Origin of the sequence: Pseudomonas sp. PS1(2021) (genome assembly GCF_020405165.1) — a bacterium.
GTDB classification, from domain to species: Bacteria; Pseudomonadota; Gammaproteobacteria; order Pseudomonadales; family Pseudomonadaceae; genus Pseudomonas; species Pseudomonas aeruginosa.
In genome coordinates this window covers 7,156,954-7,175,779 of sequence record NZ_CP084484.1, presented here as the reverse complement: position 1 = coordinate 7,175,779, position 18,826 = coordinate 7,156,954, and the positions used below count along the sequence as shown (strand labels likewise).

Below are 18,826 nucleotides of genomic sequence, written 5' to 3'. Positions count from 1 at the left end.
GCCGGCATTTCAGCCAGCCGCGGAAAGGCTTCAGGCGGACTTGGTGACGATCGGCTGGCACAGCAGCCAATCGTGCAGCAGGGTCTGCAACTCTTCGAACTTGACCGGCTTGGCCATGTAGTCGCTCATGCCCGCCGCCAGGCAGCGCTCGCGATCGCCGCTGTGGCTGTGGGCGGTCAACGCCAGCACCGGCAGTTCCGCGCAGCCGGGCAGCGCGCGGATCGCCCGACAGGTGGCGAAGCCGTCCATCACCGGCATCTGGCAGTCGAGCAGTACGCCGTCCGGCCGCTCGCACGCCAGCAACTCCAGGGCCTCGCTGCCGTTGTCGGCGGTGCGCACCCGGTAGCCGAGCTTGAGCAGCATGCCGCGAGTCACCAACTGGTTGATGGCGTTGTCCTCCACCACCAGCACCGTGCACTCCTCGGGACGCCGCACCGCCTGCCCGCCGGCGCGCCGCGGCGGCGGCGCCAGGCCCTGGGCCGGCTGGGTCAGTTGCAGGCGCAGGAGGAAGCGGCTGCCCTGCCCCGGCCGGGACTCGTGGGTCAGCTCGCCGCCAAGCAGTTCCACCAGCTTGCGGCACAGCGCCAGGCCGATGCCGAGGCCTCCGTAGCCACGGGTCAACGAGCTGTCGGCCTGGACGAAACGCTGGTAGAGGTCGCTGCCGGCGGCCATGTCGAAACCGATGCCGGTGTCGATCACTTCCACCCGCAGCGCCACCCCGTCATGGGTACGCCCGGCGGCGACGCGCAGGGTCACGCTGCCCCTGGCGGTGAACTTGATCGCGTTGTCGACCAGGTAGCCCAGCGCCTGGGCCAGCTTGCCGGCATCACCTTCGAGGGTGTCCGGCAGGCTGTCGTCCAGTTGCAGGGCGAAGCGCAGGCCCTTCTCCTCGGCGCGCGGCGCGTACTGCGCGCGCAGGCTGTCGAACAGGCCGCGCAGGCTGAACGGCTCGCGGCGCGGGTAGAGCTTGCCGGCCTGCAGTTCGATGAGGGCGAGGATGTCGTTGACCATCCGCATCATGTCCCGCGCCGAACCGGCGGCGGTGCGCTGGTACTCGGCGAGTTCGACGTCCATCGGCACCGTCTGCATCAGCTCCAGCGAACCGATCACCCCGCTCATCGGGGTGCGCAGTTCGTGGGTGACGGTGGCGAGGAACTCGTCCTTCAGGCGGTTGCTGTTGGCCAGTTCCTGGTTCAGCGCTTCCAGCTTGCGGCTGGACTCCTGGAGGATTCGCGCGCGCTCCTCCTTCATTGCGTTGATCCGGTCGGCCAGTGCCAGCGACAGCAAGCCCACCTCCAGCGCCGAACCGATCTGGCTGGCATACATGGTGAGGAACATGTTCGGCAGGTAGCCGAGGACCATCAGGGTGTTGACGATGCCGCCGAGAAGGAAGGCGGTCCAGGCGATGATGAAATAGCGCGCCACGCGCATGCCGCGCAGCCAGGCGAGGATGCCGGCGGCGAAGATCAGGCCGGTGAAGGCCAGCGCCAGGTAGGTGGCCAGGCGCAGGGCCACGGCGTAGCTCATGGTCAGCGCCATCAGCATGACCAGCGCGCCGACCGCCATCAGCGCCAGCAGGCCGCGGTCGACCCACACGCTGTGGTCGCGGGTATGCAGGAAGCTGCGCGCGAACTGGCAGCCGAACAGCGCCGCCGAACCGATCAGGAATGGCGTGGCGGCGTTCGCCCACCAGGGGCTGTCGGGCCAGAAGTACTCGATGCCGGCGCCGTTCACCGAGACCTGGTAGAGCCCGAACGAAGCGATATAGAGGATGTAGTAGAGATAGCTGGTATCGCGGACGCTGAGGAAGATGAACAGGTTGTAGATCAGCATCACCAGCAGCACGCCATAGATGATGCCGAGCACATAGATGCGTTCGGGCTGCTCCTCCAGGTAGGCCTTGGGCGACCACAGGGTCAGCGGCGCCTGGATCGACCCCTGGCTTTCCAGCCGCAGGTAGACACGCTGCGGCTTGTTCGGCTCGAGGCCGAGTTCGAACAGGTAGTTGTTCTGCCGGATCGGCCGACTGGCGAACGGCAATGTGTCGCCGGTGCGCTGGGCGAGGCGGTAGCCGCCCTGGCCATCGGGCAGGTAGAGGTCGAGCTTGTCCAGCGGCGGATAGGCCAGCTCCAGCAGCCAGGTGCGCGGATCACTGGAGGCGACCGGCCGGTAGTCCAGGTCCAGGCGCAACCAGAACACCGAGCGCGAATAGCCGGCATTGAGCACGTCCTTGTCATGGCGGCGGAAGCTGCTGTCGATGGCCCGCGAGGTGATGTCGTTGATATCGGCGCTACCGCGCACGTCCTCGAACACGTCGATGGACTGCCCCAGCGGCAGGCGCTCGACCTGCTCGTTGAAGCTCACCGCACCCGCCAGGCACGGCAACGCAATAAGAAAGAGAATCAGCCAGTGCCGCATGATGCCCCGCAGTGCTCCTCGAACGGACCGGGAGCCCCACCTCCCTCGTCATGGTCCGCCCTTGGCGAGCGTTGTATGAATATTCGCCGAACTTTAGCACACGCCACGCCACGTCAGGCCCGGGACGTGTCACGCAGGGCCCGGGCGCGGCGCCCGAAAGGTCGTCCGCGCAGCCGCCACGAAGCGCTTTTAGTGGTAAGCTCACGCGCCATGAAAACACCGACTTCCCGCCCCGTAGTGCTCTGCCTGTCCGGTCACGACCCCAGTGGTGGCGCCGGACTGCAAGCCGACATCGAAGCCCTGCTCGCCCAGGGCTGCCACGCCGCCCCGGCGGTCACCGCGCTGACCGTGCAGGACACCGTCAACGTCAGCGACTTCCGCGTCCTCGACCGCGAGTGGGTGCTGGCCCAGGCCAACGCCGTACTCGCCGACCTGCCCGTCGCGGCGGTCAAGCTGGGTATGCTCGGTTCGCTGGAGATGGTCGACACGGTGGCCGAGATCCTCGCCGCCCACCCGCACTTGCCGGTGGTCTGCGATCCGGTGCTGCGCGCCGGCGGCGGCGGTGCGTTGGGCAAGGGCGACGTCGGCTTCGCCATGCGCGAGCGGCTGCTGCCGCGCGCCACCATCGCCACGCCGAACCTGCCGGAAGCGCGCCTGCTCGCCGACCTGCCCGAGGGCAGCGCCGACCAGTGCGCCGAGCGCCTGCTGGAACACTGCGAGCACCTGTTGATCACCGGCGGACACGGCGACGAAAGCGAAGTGCACAATCGCCTGTACAGCCGCGACGGCAGCCGCCGCACCTTCACCTGCCAGCGCCTGCCCGGCAGCTACCATGGCTCCGGCTGCACCCTGGCCAGCGCCCTGGCCGGTCGCATCGCCCTCGGCGAAGCGCTGCACGGCGCCGTGCAGAGCGCCCTCGACTACACCTGGCGGACCCTGCGCGACGCCGAGAGTCCGGGCCACGGCCAATACGTGCCGCGCCGCCTGCCCACCGACTTCTGTCACTGAGAGCCAGCCGATGAAACTGCGCGGCCTGTACGCCATCACCGATAGCCAGCTACTGGACGACGGCCGCCTGCTGCCCTACGTCGAAGCCGCGCTCCGCGGCGGCGCGCGCCTGCTGCAATACCGCGACAAATCCAGCGACCAGGCGCGGCGCCTGCGCGAGGCGGAAAGCCTGCGCGAACTCTGCGAACGCCACGGCGCGCAGTTGATCGTCAACGACGACGCCGAACTCGCCGCGCGCCTGGGCGTCGGCCTGCACCTCGGCCAGACCGACGGTTCGCTGTCGGCGGCGCGCGCCCTGCTCGGCCGCCAGGCGGTCATCGGCGCCACCTGCCACGCCCAACTGGAACTGGCCGAGCAGGCGGTGGCCGAGGGCGCCAGCTACGTCGCCTTCGGCCGCTTCTTCAATTCCAGCACCAAACCCGGCGCCCCCGCCGCCAGCGTCGAACTGCTCGACCAGGCCCGGCCGCGCCTGCACCTGCCGATCACCGCCATCGGCGGCATCAGCCTCGACACCGCGCCCGGCCTGATCGCCCGCGGCGTCGATCTGGTCGCCGTGATCCATGCGCTGTTCGCCGCCGCGTCCGCCGCCGAGGTGGAACGCCGCGCCCGCGCCTTCAGCGCCCTGTTCGAACCTGCCTGACGCCTCCGCGCCTCGCCCGAGAGATAGAGAGCTAGCCATGTCCCGTTCCGAAACGCTGTTCAACAACGCCCAGAAACACATTCCCGGCGGGGTCAACTCCCCGGTGCGCGCCTTCAAGAGCGTCGGCGGCACCCCGCTGTTCTTCAAGCACGCCGAAGGCGCCTATGTACTGGACGAGGACGACAAGCGCTACGTGGACTATGTCGGCTCCTGGGGCCCGATGATCCTCGGCCACAGCCATCCGGACGTGCTCGACGCGGTGCGCCGGCAACTCGACCACGGCCTGTCCTATGGCGCGCCGACCGCGCTGGAAGTGGAAATGGCCGACCTGGTCTGCTCCATGGTGCCGTCGATGGAGATGGTGCGCATGGTCAGCTCCGGCACCGAGGCGACCATGAGCGCCATCCGTCTGGCCCGCGGCTACACCGGGCGCGACAGCATCATCAAGTTCGAAGGCTGCTACCACGGTCACTCCGACAGCCTGCTGGTGAAGGCCGGCTCCGGCGCCCTGACCTTCGGCGTGCCGAACTCCCCGGGCGTTCCGGCGGCCTTCGCCAAGCACACCCTGACCCTGCCGTTCAACGACATCGAGGCGGTGCGCAAGACCCTGGGCGAAGTCGGCAAGGAGGTCGCCTGCATCATCGTCGAGCCGGTTGCCGGCAACATGAACTGTGTGCCGCCGGCGCCGGGCTTCCTCGAAGGCCTGCGCGAAGCCTGCGACGAACACGGCGTGGTGCTGATCTTCGACGAAGTGATGACCGGCTTCCGTGTCGCCCTCGGCGGCGCCCAGGCCTACTACGGGGTCACCCCGGACCTGTCGACCTTCGGCAAGATCATCGGCGGCGGCATGCCGGTGGGCGCCTTCGGCGGCAAGCGCGAGATCATGCAGCAGATTTCCCCGCTGGGCCCGGTCTACCAGGCCGGCACGCTCTCGGGCAACCCGCTGGCGATGGCCGCTGGGCTGACCACCCTGCGCCTGATCAGCCGCCCCGGTTTCCACGACGAACTGACCGCCTACACCACGCGCATGCTCGACGGCCTGCAACAGCGCGCGGATGCCGCCGGCATCCCCTTCGTCACCACCCAGGCGGGCGGCATGTTCGGCCTGTACTTCAGCGGCGCCGACGCCATCGTCACCTTCGAGGACGTGATGGCCAGCGACGTCGAACGCTTCAAGCGCTTCTTCCACCTGATGCTCGACGGTGGCGTGTACCTTGCGCCTAGCGCCTTCGAGGCCGGCTTCACCTCCATCGCCCATGGCGACAAGGAGCTGGAAATCACGCTGAACGCCGCCGAAAAAGCCTTCGCCGCGCTGAAATGATCCTCTTCGCGGCGCCCTTCCCGGGCGCCGCCCTCCTCCCCGCCGGAAGCCCTTCTTAGCCGAAATGCATAAACGCGCCGACAAAGTTCCCGAAAAGACAGTAAAGACTTTGTAAGGAGGCGTCGGCTTATTTCATAATGTGAGGGTCAGCGCATTTCGTTGGCCGGGCAGCCCTTGCCCGCCCCGATCCAGGAGGTGTCTTCCCCTCATGTTCCGTACCGGCCGCACCCTCGCCCTGGGTTGCCTGTTGATCCTCCAGCCGCTGCTCGCGCAGGCGGGAGGCAACTCGTTGCTGATTCCAGCGACCGGCCGCTGCGCGCTGAACACCGTTCCCGAAGAATTGCAGCAGGCGCTCGCCGCCTGCCAGCAGGTCGCCAATGGCGGCGACGCCGAGGCGCAATACGAACTGGGCGAATTCTTCTACGACGGCGAGCGCATCCCGCGCGACCTCCAGGCCGCCCTCAACTGGTTCGAGAAAGCCTCGCTACAGGGCCATGCCCAGGCCCAGTACCACCTCGGCACCATGTTCTTCCGTGGCGAAGGGGTTCCGGCGAACAACGTACAGGCCTACATCGTGCTGAAGATGGCAGCGGTGAACGGCGCCGAGGACGCCCTGGACAGCGCCGACCTGGTAGCCGAGCAGATGAACCGCGACGAACTGGACATCGCCACCCGGGTGCTGGGGCAGATCTTCCGCAACTACCTGATCGAACTGCAGACTGCCGGCGGCGTCACGCCCTTCGCGCCGCTGCCCTGACGTCCCTTTCGCGAATCAGTCGCTCTTGCCGGGCATCGGCATGGGGAACGGCATGACGTTGCCTGCGCCCTTGGCCTCGCTGATCTTCGGCGTACCCAGGCGCTCGACCTCGTCGATGCGGACGATCGCGTGCATCGGCACGAAGCTGCGCAGAACGCCTTCGAACTGCGCCTTGAGCTTCTCCTCGCTGGGGTCCACCACCACCTGGGTGCGCTCGCCGAAGACGAACTCCTCGATTTCCAGGAAGCCCCACAGATCGCTCTGGTAGATCTGCTTGGCATACATCTCGAAGACCTGGCCCTGGTTGAGGAAAATCACCTTGTAGATGGGGTTTTCGCGCTTGTTCATGGCGGGGAAAGCAATGCCGGAAAATGAAGGGCGCGAATCATAGCACAGCCTTTCGGCCAGCAACGCTAGGAACCGGGGGCCCCGCCCTCTATAATGCGCGGTCCTTTTCGAACTGTCCGACGAAGCGCATGGCCAAGAAGCTTTTCATCGAAACCCACGGCTGCCAGATGAACGAGTACGACTCGTCGCGAATGGCGGACCTGCTCGGTGAACACCAAGCCCTCGAGGTGACCGAAAACGCCGCCGAGGCCGACGTCATCCTGCTCAATACCTGCTCGATCCGCGAGAAGGCCCAGGAAAAGGTGTTTTCCAAGCTCGGCATGTGGCGCGAGCTGAAGCAGCAGAATCCCGACCTGGTGATCGGCGTCGGCGGCTGCGTGGCCAGCCAGGAAGGCGCCGCGATCCGTGAGCGCGCGCCCTATGTCGACGTGGTCTTCGGCCCGCAGACCCTGCACCGCCTGCCGGAAATGATCGACGCCGCGCGCAGCACGCGCAAGCCGCAGGTCGACGTGTCCTTCCCGGAAATCGAGAAATTCGACCGCCTGCCGGAACCGCGGGTCGATGGCCCCACCGCCTTCGTCTCGGTGATGGAAGGCTGCAGCAAGTACTGCAGCTTCTGCGTGGTGCCCTACACCCGCGGCGAGGAAGTCAGCCGACCATTCGACGACGTGATCGCCGAAGTGATCCACCTGGCCGAGAACGGCGTCCGCGAAGTCACCCTGCTGGGACAGAACGTCAACGGCTTCCGCGGCCTGACCCACGATGGCCGCCTGGCCGACTTCGCCGAACTGCTGCGGGTGGTCGCCGCCGTCGACGGTATCGAGCGCATCCGCTATACCACCTCGCACCCGCTGGAATTCTCCGACGCGCTGATCCAGGCCCACGCCGAGGTGCCGGAGCTGGTGAAATTCATCCACCTGCCGGTGCAGTCGGGCTCCGACCGCGTGCTGGCGGCGATGAAGCGCAACCATACCGTGCTGGAATACAAGTCGCGTATCCGCAAGCTGAAGGCCGCGGTACCGGACATCTGCATCAGCTCCGACTTCATCGTCGGTTTCCCCGGCGAAACCGAGAAGGACTTCGAGCAGACCATGAAGCTGGTGGAGGACGTCGGCTTCGACTTCTCCTTCTCCTTCATCTACAGCGCGCGGCCCGGCACGCCCGCCGCCGACCTCGCCGACGACCTGCCGGAAGAAGTGAAGAAACAGCGCCTGCAGATCCTCCAGAGCCGCATCCACCAGCAAGGCTACGAGATCAGCCGGCGCATGGTCGGCAGCACCCAGCGGATCCTGGTCACCGACTTCTCGAAGAAGGACCCAGGCATGCTCCAGGGGCGCACCGAGAACAACCGGATCGTCAACTTCCGCTGCGACAATCCACGCCTGATCGGCCAGTTCGCCCAGGTGCACATCGACGACGCGCTGCCGCACTCGCTGCGCGGCACCCTGATCGACAGCACCCTGCATTGAGGCCGACGACCGTACGGCGGGCTCGCTGAACCTTCCCGCCGCCACGGTGCACCAACGTTTCAGCGGGAACCGGGAAAGCGCCGCCGCGATACGGCAACTTTGCGCGACGATATCCAGCGGTTATTCTCTTCCCTATCAATCAGCCACTGGCGAGTACGACAGAACACCTTGAACGCCCCCCAGGAACTTCATCGCTTTATCCTCGAGCCGTTCGACGCCCGCAGCTTCGCGACACTTTGCGGGCAGTTCGACGAGCATCTCCACCAGATCGAGAAACGCCTCGACATCGAGATCCGCAACCGCGGCAACCAGTTCGAACTGGCCGGCGAACCGCGCCGGACCAAGGTTGCCGAACGCCTGCTGCAGCGTCTCTACCGCGAGGCGCAGAACGGCACCGATCTCACCCCCGACACCGTGCACCTGTACCTGCAGGAGTCCGGCCTGGAAGACCTCGAGGAATTGCAGAGCGCGCCGCAGGTCACCCTGAAGTCGCGCAAGGCGCACATCCGCCCGCGCGGCGCCAACCAGCAGCGCTACGTCAAGGCGATCCTCGACCACGACATCAACTTCGGCATCGGCCCGGCCGGCACCGGCAAGACCTATCTCGCCGTGGCCTGCGCCGTCGACGCCCTGGAGCGCGAGCAGATCCGCCGCATCCTGCTGGTGCGCCCGGCGGTCGAGGCCGGCGAGAAGCTCGGTTTCCTTCCCGGCGACCTGTCGCAGAAGATCGACCCCTACCTGCGCCCGCTCTACGACGCGCTCTACGAGATGCTCGGCTTCGAACACGTGGCCAAGCTGATCGAGCGCAACGTCATCGAGGTCGCGCCGCTGGCCTACATGCGCGGGCGCACGCTGAACAACAGCTTCATCATCCTCGACGAGAGCCAGAACACCACAGTCGAGCAGATGAAGATGTTCCTCACCCGGATCGGCTTCGGCTCCACCGCGGTGATCACCGGCGACGTCACCCAGGTCGACCTGCCCCGCGGCACCCGCTCCGGCCTCAAGCACGTGATCGAGGTCCTGCAGGACGTCCCCGGCATCAGCTTCACCCACTTCAAGCCCAAGGATGTGGTCCGCCACCCGCTGGTGCAGCGTATCGTCGAAGCCTACGAGCGTCACGAGAGCCGCCAGCAAAGCCAGGTGCGGCCGGTCGAGGGAACGGGCAAGGGCGGTCACGATGCCGCTTGAGCTCGACCTGCAGGTCGCCAGCGCCGCCCCGGACCTGCCCTCCGAAGCGCAGTTCCGCGCCTGGTGCGAACTGGCCCTGCGCCAGCGTCCGGAGTCGGAGCTGACCATCCGCCTGGTGGACGAGGCCGAAGGCCTGGAACTGAACAGCACCTACCGGCACAAGGACTACGCGACCAACGTGCTGTCCTTCCCCGCCGATGTCCCGGACGAGCTTCTCGATATCCCGCTGCTCGGCGACCTGGTGATCTGCGCCCCGGTGGTCGCCCGCGAAGCCCTGGAACAGCGCAAGCCGTTGCAGGCCCACTGGGCCCACCTGGTGATCCACGGCTGCCTGCACCTGCTCGGCTACGACCACATCGACGACGCCGAAGCGGAAGAAATGGAAACACTGGAACGTGAATTGCTGGCGGAACTGGGTCATCCCGATCCGTACGCCTGCGACGACGAAGAGCCACCGAGCAAGGAAAAATGAGCGAAGACCGATCGAGCAACGGGCACAAGTCCTGGCTGGACAAGATCACCCAGGCTTTTGCCCACGAGCCGAGAAACCGCCAGGAGCTCCTCGAGCTGCTGCGCGATGCCCACGACAACAAGCTGCTGGACAGCGAGGCGCTGTCCATCGTCGAGGGGGCGATCCAGGTCGCCGACCTGCAGGTGCGCGACATCATGGTGCCGCGCTCGCAGATGATGAGCATCCGCTCGACCCAGACGCCGAAGGAATTCCTTCCGGCCATCATCGAAGCCGCCCACTCGCGCTACCCGGTGGTCGGCGAAAGCCTCGACGACGTCATGGGCGTACTGCTGGCCAAGGACCTCCTGCCACTGATCCTGCACAACGACGAGCGTCCCTTCGACATCAAGGAACTGCTGCGTCCGGCTACCTTCGTCCCCGAATCCAAGCGCCTCAACGTGCTGCTCCGCGAATTCCGCGCCAACCGCAACCACATGGCCATCGTCATCGACGAATACGGCGGCGTGGCCGGCCTGGTGACCATCGAGGACGTGCTGGAACAGATCGTCGGTGATATCGAGGACGAGCACGACGTCGAGGAGGACAGCTACATCAAGCCGCTGCCCAGCGGCGATTTCATCGTCAAGGCGCTGACCCCCGTGGACGCCTTCAACGACTTCTTCGGCTCGGAATTCTCTGACGAGGAATTCGATACCGTGGGCGGCCTGGTGATGAGCGCCTTCGGTCACCTGCCCAAGCGCAACGAAGTGGTCGAGCTGGGCGAGTTCCGTTTCCGCGTACTCAACGCCGACAGCCGCCGCGTCCATCTGCTGCGCCTGTCTCCCCTGCAGAACTGAGCGCGCCCCCTCCGCCGCGGCGGAGGGGGCATCTTCCCGCGCCGTCCTTCTGGCGTCTCGCCAGCCCCTCCTTTACTCTTGCGCCTTGCGCCAGACTCCCCTGTCGCCGCGGACGTTGCCGTCCGGCAGTCGAAGGCGGCCCCGGTCTGCGCAGTCGGACATTGAACAGGCTCTAAGGACATTCGATGCGTTGGATTTCTCGTCCCGGCTGGCCCGGACACCTGCTGGCACTCGCCGCAGGCGCGCTCACACCCCTGGCCCTGGCGCCCTTCGACTACTGGCCGCTGGCGATCCTCTCGATCGCCCTGCTCTATCTCGGCTTGCGCGGCCTTCCCGGCAAGTCCGCCCTGTGGCGCGGCTGGTGGTACGGTTTCGGCGCGTTCGGCGCCGGCACCAGCTGGATCTACGTCAGTATCCATGACTACGGCGCCGCCTCGGTGCCGCTGGCAAGCCTCCTCATGCTCGGCTTCACCGCCGGCGTCGCCTTCTTCTTCGCCCTGCCGGCCTGGCTGTGGGCGCGCTGCCTGCGCCGCGACAACGCGCCGCTGGGCGACGCCCTGGCGTTCGCCGCCCTGTGGCTGGCACTGGAGCTGTTCCGCAGTTGGTTCCTTACCGGTTTCCCCTGGCTCTACGCCGGCTATAGCCAGTTGCAGGGACCGCTGGCCGGGCTGGTACCGGTGGGCGGCGTATGGCTGTCCTCCTTCGTCATCGCCCTCAGCGCGGCCCTGCTGGTGAACCTGCCGCGCCTCTTCCCGCACGGTGCCAGCCTGCTTCTGGGGCTGGTCCTGCTGCTCGGCCCGTGGGCGGCCGGCCTCTATCTCAAGGGCCACGCCTGGACCCATTCGGCCGGCGAACCGCTGAGGGTAGTGGCGATCCAGGGCAACATCGCCCAGGAGCTGAAATGGGACCCGAATCAGGTCCGCGCGCAACTCGACCTCTACCGCGACCTGAGCCTGCCGCAGCAGGACGTCGACCTGATCGTCTGGCCGGAAACCGCGGTGCCGATTCTCCAGGACATGGCCAGCGGCTACCTCGGCGCCATGGGCCAGGTCGCCGACGAGAAGAACGCCGCGCTGATCACCGGGGTCCCGGTGCGTGAACGTCTCGCCGACGGCAAGAGTCGCTACTTCAACGGCATCACCGTGGTCGGCGAAGGCGCGGGCACCTACCTCAAGCAGAAGCTGGTGCCGTTCGGCGAGTACGTGCCGCTGCAGGACCTGCTGCGCGGCCTGATCGCCTTCTTCGACCTGCCGATGTCCGACTTCGCTCGCGGTCCGGCCGACCAGCCGCTGCTCAAGGCCAAGGGCTACCAGATCGCCCCGTACATCTGCTACGAAGTGGTCTACCCGGAGTTCGCCGCCGCGCTCGCGGCGCAGAGCCAGGTGTTGCTGACAGTGAGCAACGACACCTGGTTCGGCACTTCCATAGGCCCTTTGCAGCACCTGCAGATGGCACAGATGCGCGCCCTGGAAAGCGGTCGCTGGATGATCCGCGCGACCAACAACGGCGTCACCGGCCTGATCGATCCCTATGGCCGGATCGTCCGGCAGATCCCGCAGTTCCAGCAGGGCATCCTGCGCGGCGAGGTGATTCCCATGCAGGGCCTGACGCCCTATCTGCAATACCGCGTCTGGCCGCTGGCCGGGTTGGCCGGCGTGCTGCTGCTATGGGCTCTGCTCGGCCGCCAGTTGCGTCCGCAGGAGCGACGCCTGTTCGGCTGAAACCAGCCCCTCCTGGAAAGACCGGCGCCCCTGCGGCGCCGGTTGCGTCTCAGCGGTAGAACAGGCGATAGCCGACCAGGCCGATCGCCTCGTTCAGCAGCATGCCGCTCTGCCAGAAGGCCTGCGCTTCCGGCAGCCAGCCGCCGAAGGGCCGCAGGTTGGCCCCGCCGAGGAAGCCGACCGGCGCCGGGATCACCTCGAACCCCTGGCGCTCGAAGCTCCAGCGTGCCCGCTGCATGTGCCAGGCCTGGGTCACCAGCACCACCCGGCGCACGCCGGCCTCGCGCAACTGCGGGGCGCTCAGGGTGGCGTTTTCCCAGGTGGTACGGCTGAGACCTTCCTGCCAGCGCGTCGGCACGCCGAAGTCCTGCAACAGGGCATTGGCCATCAGCGCCGCCTCGCTGGGCGGGCGTCCGTAATGCAACCCGCCGCTGATCAGTACCGGCAGCGCCGAGGTCTTGGCCAGCCGCGCGGCATAGCGCAGCCGCTCGGCCGCCAGCAGGCTCGGCGCATCGTCGCCCCAGGCTGGGTCGTTGGTCTGCCGGCCGGCACCGAGGATGACGATGGCGTCGGCGCGCTGCGCCAGGCCCGGCAGATCCTCCGCCAGCAGGGCCGGTTCGCTTTCGAGCCAGCGCCCCATCCACTCCACGCTGAGCGGCATGCTCATCAGCCACAGACCGAAGAACCCGCAGACACCGCACAGCCGCGCCAGCCTCGGTCGGCTGGTGCGCCACCAGAAAGCGAAAAACAGCAGCAGCAACAGGCCGCCCGGCGGCAGCAGAAGTTGCTTGAAGAAATAACGGATCGGCATCGCCCCCTCCCTGTCGGAAGAGGCAATCTAAAGGATTGCGCGACGCCTGGCGAAACTTCCCGGAAAGAGACCCTAGCGGCCGTTGCCCGAACGGAACAGTTGCGAGCCGCAATGGCCGCACGGCAACACGCCATGCCCCTTGCTCCACTGCACCGGCGCACCGCAGAGCGCACAGAGCAGTTGCCGCTGTTTCAACGAGACGTGGCGACGGGGCGCCGGCGGTTGCGGCCGGGGCGGCCGGGGTGTCCTGCCGGTCTGGCGCTCGAGCAGCGCCAGCTCCTCGGCGGCCGCATGCCAGCCGCGCAACCAGTGCAGGTCCTGGTCGAGATAGGCGCGTATCAGCCCCATCTCCGCTTCGCTCAAACCACGCAACTCAAGCTCCGTGGGATGCTCGTCACGCAGGCGCTCGGCCGTATCCGCTTCATCCAGAGCCAGGGCGAGACGCTGCAGCAGCCTCTCGTACAGCCCACCTCCCGTCACACTCGCGCGTTGCAGCTCAGCCATCGAACACCTCTGAAGGTACCACTGGGCAGCCAGCCATCGACGGCCCATAGGGCAAGCTTAGCGTTCCCGTTCGGCTGAACCGCCCCCGGCGACAAACGGCGCGGGCTATCGACAGGAGTGGGGGTCATGTATGCTACGAGGCTTTCGAACAGTCACGTCTAAGTAGCGCCATGCACGAGCAATATCAGCCACTCGAGATCGAAACCCAGGCCCAGAACTACTGGAAAGAACACCAGTCCTTCCTCGTCAGGGAGCTACCCGACAAGGAGAAGTTCTACTGCCTGTCGATGTTCCCGTATCCGAGCGGCAAGCTGCACATGGGCCACGTGCGCAACTACACCATCGGCGACGTGATCAGCCGCTACCACCGCATGCAGGGCCGCAACGTGCTGCAGCCGATGGGCTGGGACGCGTTCGGCATGCCGGCGGAAAACGCCGCGATGAAGAACAACGTCGCCCCGGCGGCCTGGACCTACGACAACATCGCCTACATGAAGTCGCAGTTGGACAGCCTCGGCCTGGCGATCGACTGGAGCCGCGAGGTCACCACCTGCAAGCCGGACTACTACCGCTGGGAGCAGTGGCTGTTCACCCGCCTGTTCGAAAAAGGGGTGATCTACCGCAAGAACGGCACGGTCAATTGGGATCCGGTCGACCAGACCGTACTCGCCAACGAGCAGGTGATCGACGGGCGCGGCTGGCGCTCCGGCGCGCTGATCGAGAAGCGCGAGATCCCGATGTACTACTTCAAGATCACCGCCTACGCCGAGGAACTGCTGGAGAGCCTCGACAACCTGCCCGGCTGGCCGGAGCAGGTGAAGACCATGCAGCGCAACTGGATCGGCAAGTCGCGCGGGATGGAGATCGGCTTCCCCTACGACCAGGCCTCCATCGGCCACGCCGGCCAACTGAAGGTGTTCACCACCCGTCCGGACACCCTGATGGGCGCCACCTACGTCGCCGTCGCCGCCGAACACCCGCTGGCCACCCAGGCAGCGCAGAACGACCCGCAGTTGCAGGCGTTCATCGACGAATGCAAGCGCGGCGGCGTCGCCGAGGCCGACATCGCCACCCAGGAGAAGAAAGGCATGGCCACTTCCCTGTTCGTCGAACACCCGCTGACCGGCGACAAGCTGCCGGTATGGGTCGCCAACTACGTGCTGATGAACTACGGCGAAGGCGCGGTGATGGCGGTGCCCGGCCATGACGAGCGCGACTTCGAGTTCGCCAACAAGTACGGCCTGCCGATCCGCCAGGTGATCGCCAAGGTCGAGGGCGACAACGACTTCGAGTCCAGCGTCTGGAAGGAGTGGTACGGCGCCAAGGACGAGTCCGTGCTCACCGTCAACTCCGGCAAGTACGACAACCTCGGCTACCAGGCCGCCTTCGACGCCATCGGCGCCGACCTCGAGGCCAAGGGCCTGGGCCAGGCGCGCACCCAGTTCCGCCTGCGCGACTGGGGCATCAGCCGCCAGCGCTACTGGGGCTGCCCGATCCCGATCATCCACTGCGAGGCTTGCGGCGACGTCCCGGTGCCGGCCGACCAGTTGCCGGTGGTGCTGCCGGAAGACGTGGTACCGGACGGCTCCGGTTCGCCGCTGGCGAAGATGCCGGAATTCTACGAATGCAACTGCCCGAAATGCGGCCAGCCGGCCAAGCGCGAAACCGACACCATGGACACCTTCGTCGAGTCGTCCTGGTATTTCGCCCGCTACGCCTGCCCGCAGTTCGAAGGCGGCATGCTGGACAGGAAGGCGGCCGACTACTGGCTGCCGGTCGACCAGTACATCGGCGGCATCGAGCACGCCATCCTGCACCTGCTCTATGCGCGCTTCTTCCACAAGCTGATGCGCGACGAAGGCCTGGTCGGCAGCGACGAACCGTTCAAGAACCTGCTGACCCAGGGCATGGTGGTCGCCGATACCTACTACCGGACCACCGCCAACGGCGGCAAGGACTGGTTCAACCCGGCCGACGTCGAGGTCGAGCGTGACGCCAAGGCCAAGGTCGTCGGCGCGCGGCTGAAGAGCGACGGCCAGCCGGTCGAGATCGGCGGCACCGAGAAGATGTCGAAGTCGAAGAACAACGGCGTCGACCCGCAATCGATGATCGACCAGTACGGTGCCGATACCTGCCGCCTGTTCATGATGTTCGCCTCGCCGCCGGACATGAGCCTGGAGTGGTCGGACGCCGGCGTCGAGGGCGCCAACCGCTTCCTCCGCCGCGTCTGGCGCCTGGCTCACGCCCACGTCAGCGCCGGCCTCCCCGGCGCGCTGGACGTCGCCGCCCTGAGCGACGCGCAGAAGCAGGTCCGCCGCGCCATCCACCTGGCGATCAGGCAGGCCAGCCAGGATGTCGGCCAGCACCACAAGTTCAACACCGCCATCGCCGCGGTGATGACCCTGATGAACGTGCTGGAGAAGGCGCCTAACCAGGACGCCCAGGACCGCGCCCTGATCCAGGAAGGCCTGGAAACCGTGGTCCTGCTGCTGGCGCCCATCACTCCGCACATCTGCCACGTGCTCTGGGGCCAGCTCGGCCATGCCGAAGCGGTGATCGATGCGCGCTGGCCGAGCGTCGACGAGAGCGCACTGGTGCAGGACACCCTGCAACTGGTGGTGCAGGTCAACGGCAAGCTGCGCGGACACATCGACGTGGCCGCCAGCGCCAGCCGCGAGGATGTCGAGGCCGCCGCGCGCGCCAACGAGAACGTGCTGCGTTTCACCGAAGGCCTGAGCATCCGCAAGGTCATCGTGGTACCGGGCAAACTGGTCAACATCGTCGCCAACTGATACGCGATTCCATTGGACGCCCCCGGCCATCCGGGGGCGCTGATCAACAGGAGTGAGGGAAGCTTGATGAAACGTATCCTGACCAGCGCCGCGCTGATCGGTATGACCACCCTGCTGGCCGCCTGCGGCTTCCAACTGCGCGGCCTGGGCGATGCGCAATTCGCGCTCAAGGAAATCGACGTGTCCGCGCGCAACGCCTACGGCCCGACCGTGCGCGAACTGAAGGAAACCCTGGAAAACAGCGGCGTGAAGGTCACCAGCAACGCGCCCTACCACCTGGTGCTGGTCCGCGAGGACAACCAGCAGCGCACCGTCAGCTACACCGGTTCCGCGCGCGGCGCGGAGTTCGAGCTGACCAACACGATCAACTACGAGATCGTCGGCGCCAACGACCTGGTCCTGATGAGCAACCAGGTACAGGTGCAGAAGGTCTACGTGCACGACGAAAACAACCTGATCGGTTCCGACCAGGAAGCCGCGCAGCTGCGCAGCGAGATGCGGCGCGACCTGATCCAGCAGTTGTCCATGCGCCTCCAGGCGCTGACCCCGGCGCAACTCGACGAAGCCCAGCGCCAGGCAGAAGCCAAGGCCAAGGCGGAAGCCGAAGCCCTGCGCGCCGCCGACGAGGCGGAGCGCCAGCGCCGCGCCGCCGAGCCGCAGCAGTCGCCGATCGAGTTCCCCACCCCGTGATGCCCCGGGGCCGGTTTCGCCGGCCCCGTCTTCTCCTATGAAGCTGACTCCCGCGCAACTCGCCAAGCACCTCCAGGGCCCCCTGGCGCCCGTCTATGTCGTCAGCGGCGATGAACCGCTGCTCTGCCAGGAAGCCTGCGATGCCATTCGCCAGGCCTGCCGCGAGCGCGACTTCGGCGAGCGCCAGGTATTCAATGCCGAAGCCAACTTCGATTGGGGCTTGCTGCTGGAGGCCGGCGCCAGCCTGTCGCTGTTCGCCGAGAAGCGCCTGATCGAACTGCGCCTGCCCTCCGGCAAGCCCGGCGACAAAGGCGCGGCGATTCTCCAGGAATACCTGCAACGGCCGCCGGAAGACACCGTGCTCCTGCTCAGTCTGCCCAAGCTCGATGGCAGCACGCAGAAGACCAAGTGGGCCAAGGCCCTGATCGATGGCAACGCCGCGCAGTTCATCCAGGTCTGGCCGGTCGACGTCCACCAGTTGCCGCAGTGGATTCGCCAGCGCCTGTCCCAGGCCGGCCTGTCCGCCAGCCCCGAAGCCCTGGAGCTGATCGCCGCGCGCGTGGAAGGCAACCTGCTCGCCGCCGCCCAGGAAATCGAAAAGCTCAAGCTGCTCGCCGAGGGCAACCAGATCGACGCCGCCACCGTACAGGCCGCGGTCGCCGACAGCGCACGCTTCGATGTCTTCGGCCTGATCGACGCTGCCCTTGGCGGTGAAGCGGCCCACGCCCTGCGCATCCTGGAAGGACTGCGCGGCGAAGGCATCGAGCCGCCGGTGATCCTCTGGGGCCTGGCCCGCGAGATCCGCCTGCTGGCTGGCCTGTCCCAGCAATACGGCCAGGGCATCCCGCTGGAGAAAGCCTTCGCCCAGGCGCGTCCGCCGGTCTGGGACAAGCGCCGTCCGCTGCTGACCCGTGCCCTGCAACGCCACTCCAGCAGCCGCTGGAACCAGATGCTGAGGGATGCCCAGTTGATCGACGCGCAGATCAAGGGACAGGCACCCGGCAGCCCCTGGAGCGGTCTCTCGCTTCTCGCCCTGAGCCTCGCCGGCCAGCGCCTCGGCCTGCCGGCAGCCTGAAGGCGCAACCGGCACTGGACAATCCGCGGCGACAGGCAGATGATGCGCGCGCTGGCGAGCGCCAGCCCGATCACCTTCGAGGACCTATGCCATGGCAAAGAAAAGCAAGCGGCCGAACAAGGCCAAATCCCTGGTCGCCCAGCCACTGTTCCGCAGCCGCCAGGAACAGGCGAAGAAAGGCAAAGGCAGCTACCGCCGCGAAGCCTCCCGTAACTGGGAGGCTTCTTTCGTTATGGCGGCCTGAAACAGCCGCTGGTCCATCCTCCCGCAACGCCCTCCTCACCCACGCGCCCCGCCTACCCCGCCCGAAGCCCGTCGACAAGACCAACCCCACCGCCAGCCTGCCGCCCATGGGCACACTATCGTCGGCGCGCAAGCCCTGGCCCCATCGGGTTGGGCGAAAAGCCAATGGTTCCTCCATCATGATCCGCGGCCTCGACATCCCGCGCGGCCGACTGGCAACCCTCTGGCCATTACAGCGCACGAACCAGGCTCGGGCGTTCGATGCCGACGCCGAAGCGGGTAGCCATGTCGCGCAGAACGAAGGCCAGGAAGAAGAAGTCGAAGGCCTCGAGCATGCCGCGCGCCCCGTCGCCGATCCCGACTCGGGTGCGCCGCGAGGCTTCGACAGGCGGCGGAGCGATACGGACGAAACCATTGGCCGCCCGACAGTGACCGAACATATGGCGAACGATATCCACCGCGCCGATGGAACCACATTGACGAACCCGGGGCCCCGCCGGCGCGTCCAACGACGGCAGACGCGTCCTGGC

General features: G+C 66.8%; 18 protein-coding genes. 13 read left to right on the top strand and 5 right to left on the bottom strand.

Annotation, left to right across the window (positions count from 1 at the left end):
- Positions 1-30 precede the first annotated feature (30 nt).
- Positions 31-2,418 (bottom strand): hybrid sensor histidine kinase/response regulator LadS, encoded by a 2,388-nt coding sequence (ladS, locus tag LE197_RS34005; protein WP_073666592.1) that lies wholly within the window; start codon positions 2,416-2,418, stop codon positions 31-33.
- 210 nt (positions 2,419-2,628) lie between these two features.
- Here ladS and LE197_RS34000 point away from each other — a divergent pair, with 210 nt between their 5' ends.
- The 4 genes from LE197_RS34000 to LE197_RS33985 all read left to right on the top strand — a co-directional run bounded on the left by LE197_RS34000 (position 2,629) and on the right by LE197_RS33985 (position 6,144).
- Entirely contained in the window at positions 2,629-3,426 is a 798-nt protein-coding gene (locus tag LE197_RS34000) for a hydroxymethylpyrimidine/phosphomethylpyrimidine kinase (protein ID WP_003100335.1), read from the top strand.
- 10 nt (positions 3,427-3,436) lie between these two features.
- Positions 3,437-4,066: a thiamine phosphate synthase gene (thiE, locus tag LE197_RS33995; RefSeq protein ID WP_073666593.1), complete on the top strand. Its 630-nt coding sequence runs from the start codon at positions 3,437-3,439 to the stop codon at positions 4,064-4,066.
- A gap of 37 nt (positions 4,067-4,103) precedes the next feature.
- Positions 4,104-5,387 carry a glutamate-1-semialdehyde 2,1-aminomutase gene (gene hemL / locus LE197_RS33990; RefSeq protein WP_003093150.1) on the top strand — a complete coding sequence of 428 codons (1,284 nt, stop codon included), beginning with the start codon at positions 4,104-4,106 and terminating at the stop codon, positions 5,385-5,387.
- A gap of 208 nt (positions 5,388-5,595) precedes the next feature.
- On the top strand, positions 5,596-6,144 hold the full coding sequence (locus LE197_RS33985; protein WP_003093155.1) for a tetratricopeptide repeat protein: 549 nt from the start codon (positions 5,596-5,598) through the stop codon (positions 6,142-6,144).
- Positions 6,145-6,159: 15 nt separating this feature from the next.
- Here the strand turns inward: LE197_RS33985 and LE197_RS33980 are convergent, their stop codons facing one another.
- Positions 6,160-6,492, bottom strand: coding sequence for a DUF1820 family protein (locus LE197_RS33980; RefSeq protein WP_003093157.1), 333 nt, complete (start codon positions 6,490-6,492; stop codon positions 6,160-6,162).
- Between the two features lie 128 nt (positions 6,493-6,620).
- On the opposite strand from LE197_RS33980, the gene miaB reads away from it, so the two are divergent.
- The 5 genes from miaB to lnt all read left to right on the top strand — a co-directional run bounded on the left by miaB (position 6,621) and on the right by lnt (position 12,181).
- Positions 6,621-7,961 (top strand): tRNA (N6-isopentenyl adenosine(37)-C2)-methylthiotransferase MiaB, encoded by a 1,341-nt coding sequence (gene miaB, locus LE197_RS33975; protein WP_003093158.1) that lies wholly within the window; start codon positions 6,621-6,623, stop codon positions 7,959-7,961.
- Between the two features lie 168 nt (positions 7,962-8,129).
- Positions 8,130-9,152 (top strand): PhoH family protein, encoded by a 1,023-nt coding sequence (locus LE197_RS33970; RefSeq protein WP_023111381.1) that lies wholly within the window; start codon positions 8,130-8,132, stop codon positions 9,150-9,152.
- The gene (ybeY, locus tag LE197_RS33965; protein WP_003093160.1) at positions 9,142-9,624 is read left to right on the top strand and encodes an rRNA maturation RNase YbeY; all 483 of its coding nucleotides are present in this window, start codon (positions 9,142-9,144) and stop codon (positions 9,622-9,624) included. Before LE197_RS33970 ends, ybeY begins: the two co-directional genes overlap by 11 nt.
- Positions 9,621-10,460 (top strand): HlyC/CorC family transporter, encoded by an 840-nt coding sequence (locus tag LE197_RS33960; RefSeq protein ID WP_003093161.1) that lies wholly within the window; start codon positions 9,621-9,623, stop codon positions 10,458-10,460. The genes ybeY and LE197_RS33960 overlap by 4 nt, the downstream gene beginning before the upstream one ends.
- Positions 10,461-10,645: 185 nt before the next feature.
- Complete coding sequence (lnt, locus tag LE197_RS33955; protein WP_003118259.1) at positions 10,646-12,181, top strand: apolipoprotein N-acyltransferase; 1,536 nt, start codon at positions 10,646-10,648, stop codon at positions 12,179-12,181.
- 49 nt (positions 12,182-12,230) lie between these two features.
- On the opposite strand, the gene LE197_RS33950 is transcribed toward lnt, so the two are convergent.
- Both LE197_RS33950 and LE197_RS33945 read right to left on the bottom strand, forming a co-directional pair.
- Positions 12,231-12,992: a YdcF family protein gene (locus tag LE197_RS33950; RefSeq protein ID WP_003093163.1), complete on the bottom strand. Its 762-nt coding sequence runs from the start codon at positions 12,990-12,992 to the stop codon at positions 12,231-12,233.
- A 72-nt stretch (positions 12,993-13,064) separates the two neighbouring features.
- A complete protein-coding gene (locus LE197_RS33945) occupies positions 13,065-13,496 on the bottom strand; it encodes a hypothetical protein (RefSeq protein ID WP_003161864.1) in 432 nt (143 codons plus the stop codon).
- A gap of 170 nt (positions 13,497-13,666) precedes the next feature.
- Between LE197_RS33945 and leuS the strand changes: the two genes are divergently transcribed.
- The 4 genes from leuS to arfA all read left to right on the top strand — a co-directional run bounded on the left by leuS (position 13,667) and on the right by arfA (position 18,297).
- Positions 13,667-16,288, top strand: a complete 2,622-nt coding sequence (gene leuS, locus LE197_RS33940) for a leucine--tRNA ligase (RefSeq protein ID WP_003100324.1) — start codon at positions 13,667-13,669, stop codon at positions 16,286-16,288.
- Positions 16,289-16,354: 66 nt separating this feature from the next.
- Entirely contained in the window at positions 16,355-16,978 is a 624-nt protein-coding gene (lptE, locus tag LE197_RS33935) for an LPS assembly lipoprotein LptE (RefSeq protein ID WP_003100322.1), read from the top strand.
- 37 nt (positions 16,979-17,015) lie between these two features.
- On the top strand, positions 17,016-18,053 hold the full coding sequence (holA, locus tag LE197_RS33930; RefSeq protein WP_003093168.1) for a DNA polymerase III subunit delta: 1,038 nt from the start codon (positions 17,016-17,018) through the stop codon (positions 18,051-18,053).
- Positions 18,054-18,144: 91 nt separating this feature from the next.
- Positions 18,145-18,297, top strand: a complete 153-nt coding sequence (gene arfA, locus LE197_RS33925; RefSeq protein WP_003093169.1) for an alternative ribosome-rescue factor A — start codon at positions 18,145-18,147, stop codon at positions 18,295-18,297.
- A gap of 229 nt (positions 18,298-18,526) precedes the next feature.
- Here arfA and LE197_RS33920 read toward each other — a convergent pair whose 3' ends face one another.
- Positions 18,527-18,736, bottom strand: coding sequence for a hypothetical protein (locus LE197_RS33920; RefSeq protein WP_021205373.1), 210 nt, complete (start codon positions 18,734-18,736; stop codon positions 18,527-18,529).
- Positions 18,737-18,826 lie beyond the last annotated feature (90 nt).

What these genes read in the sequence shown, in the direction of transcription:
- ladS (WP_073666592.1), bottom strand. Translation starts at nt 2,418, where the DNA reads ATGCGGCACTGGCTGATTCTCTTTCTTATTGCGTTGCCGTGCCTGGCG.
- LE197_RS34000 (WP_003100335.1), top strand. Translation starts at nt 2,629, where the DNA reads ATGAAAACACCGACTTCCCGCCCCGTAGTGCTCTGCCTGTCCGGTCAC.
- thiE (WP_073666593.1), top strand. Translation starts at nt 3,437, where the DNA reads ATGAAACTGCGCGGCCTGTACGCCATCACCGATAGCCAGCTACTGGAC.
- hemL (WP_003093150.1), top strand. Translation starts at nt 4,104, where the DNA reads ATGTCCCGTTCCGAAACGCTGTTCAACAACGCCCAGAAACACATTCCC.
- LE197_RS33985 (WP_003093155.1), top strand. Translation starts at nt 5,596, where the DNA reads ATGTTCCGTACCGGCCGCACCCTCGCCCTGGGTTGCCTGTTGATCCTC.
- LE197_RS33980 (WP_003093157.1), bottom strand. Translation starts at nt 6,492, where the DNA reads ATGAACAAGCGCGAAAACCCCATCTACAAGGTGATTTTCCTCAACCAG.
- miaB (WP_003093158.1), top strand. Translation starts at nt 6,621, where the DNA reads ATGGCCAAGAAGCTTTTCATCGAAACCCACGGCTGCCAGATGAACGAG.
- ybeY (WP_003093160.1), top strand. Translation starts at nt 9,142, where the DNA reads ATGCCGCTTGAGCTCGACCTGCAGGTCGCCAGCGCCGCCCCGGACCTG.
- LE197_RS33960 (WP_003093161.1), top strand. Translation starts at nt 9,621, where the DNA reads ATGAGCGAAGACCGATCGAGCAACGGGCACAAGTCCTGGCTGGACAAG.
- lnt (WP_003118259.1), top strand. Translation starts at nt 10,646, where the DNA reads ATGCGTTGGATTTCTCGTCCCGGCTGGCCCGGACACCTGCTGGCACTC.
- LE197_RS33950 (WP_003093163.1), bottom strand. Translation starts at nt 12,992, where the DNA reads ATGCCGATCCGTTATTTCTTCAAGCAACTTCTGCTGCCGCCGGGCGGC.
- LE197_RS33945 (WP_003161864.1), bottom strand. Translation starts at nt 13,496, where the DNA reads ATGGCTGAGCTGCAACGCGCGAGTGTGACGGGAGGTGGGCTGTACGAG.
- leuS (WP_003100324.1), top strand. Translation starts at nt 13,667, where the DNA reads ATGCACGAGCAATATCAGCCACTCGAGATCGAAACCCAGGCCCAGAAC.
- lptE (WP_003100322.1), top strand. Translation starts at nt 16,355, where the DNA reads ATGAAACGTATCCTGACCAGCGCCGCGCTGATCGGTATGACCACCCTG.
- holA (WP_003093168.1), top strand. Translation starts at nt 17,016, where the DNA reads ATGAAGCTGACTCCCGCGCAACTCGCCAAGCACCTCCAGGGCCCCCTG.
- arfA (WP_003093169.1), top strand. Translation starts at nt 18,145, where the DNA reads ATGGCAAAGAAAAGCAAGCGGCCGAACAAGGCCAAATCCCTGGTCGCC.
- LE197_RS33920 (WP_021205373.1), bottom strand. Translation starts at nt 18,736, where the DNA reads ATGTTCGGTCACTGTCGGGCGGCCAATGGTTTCGTCCGTATCGCTCCG.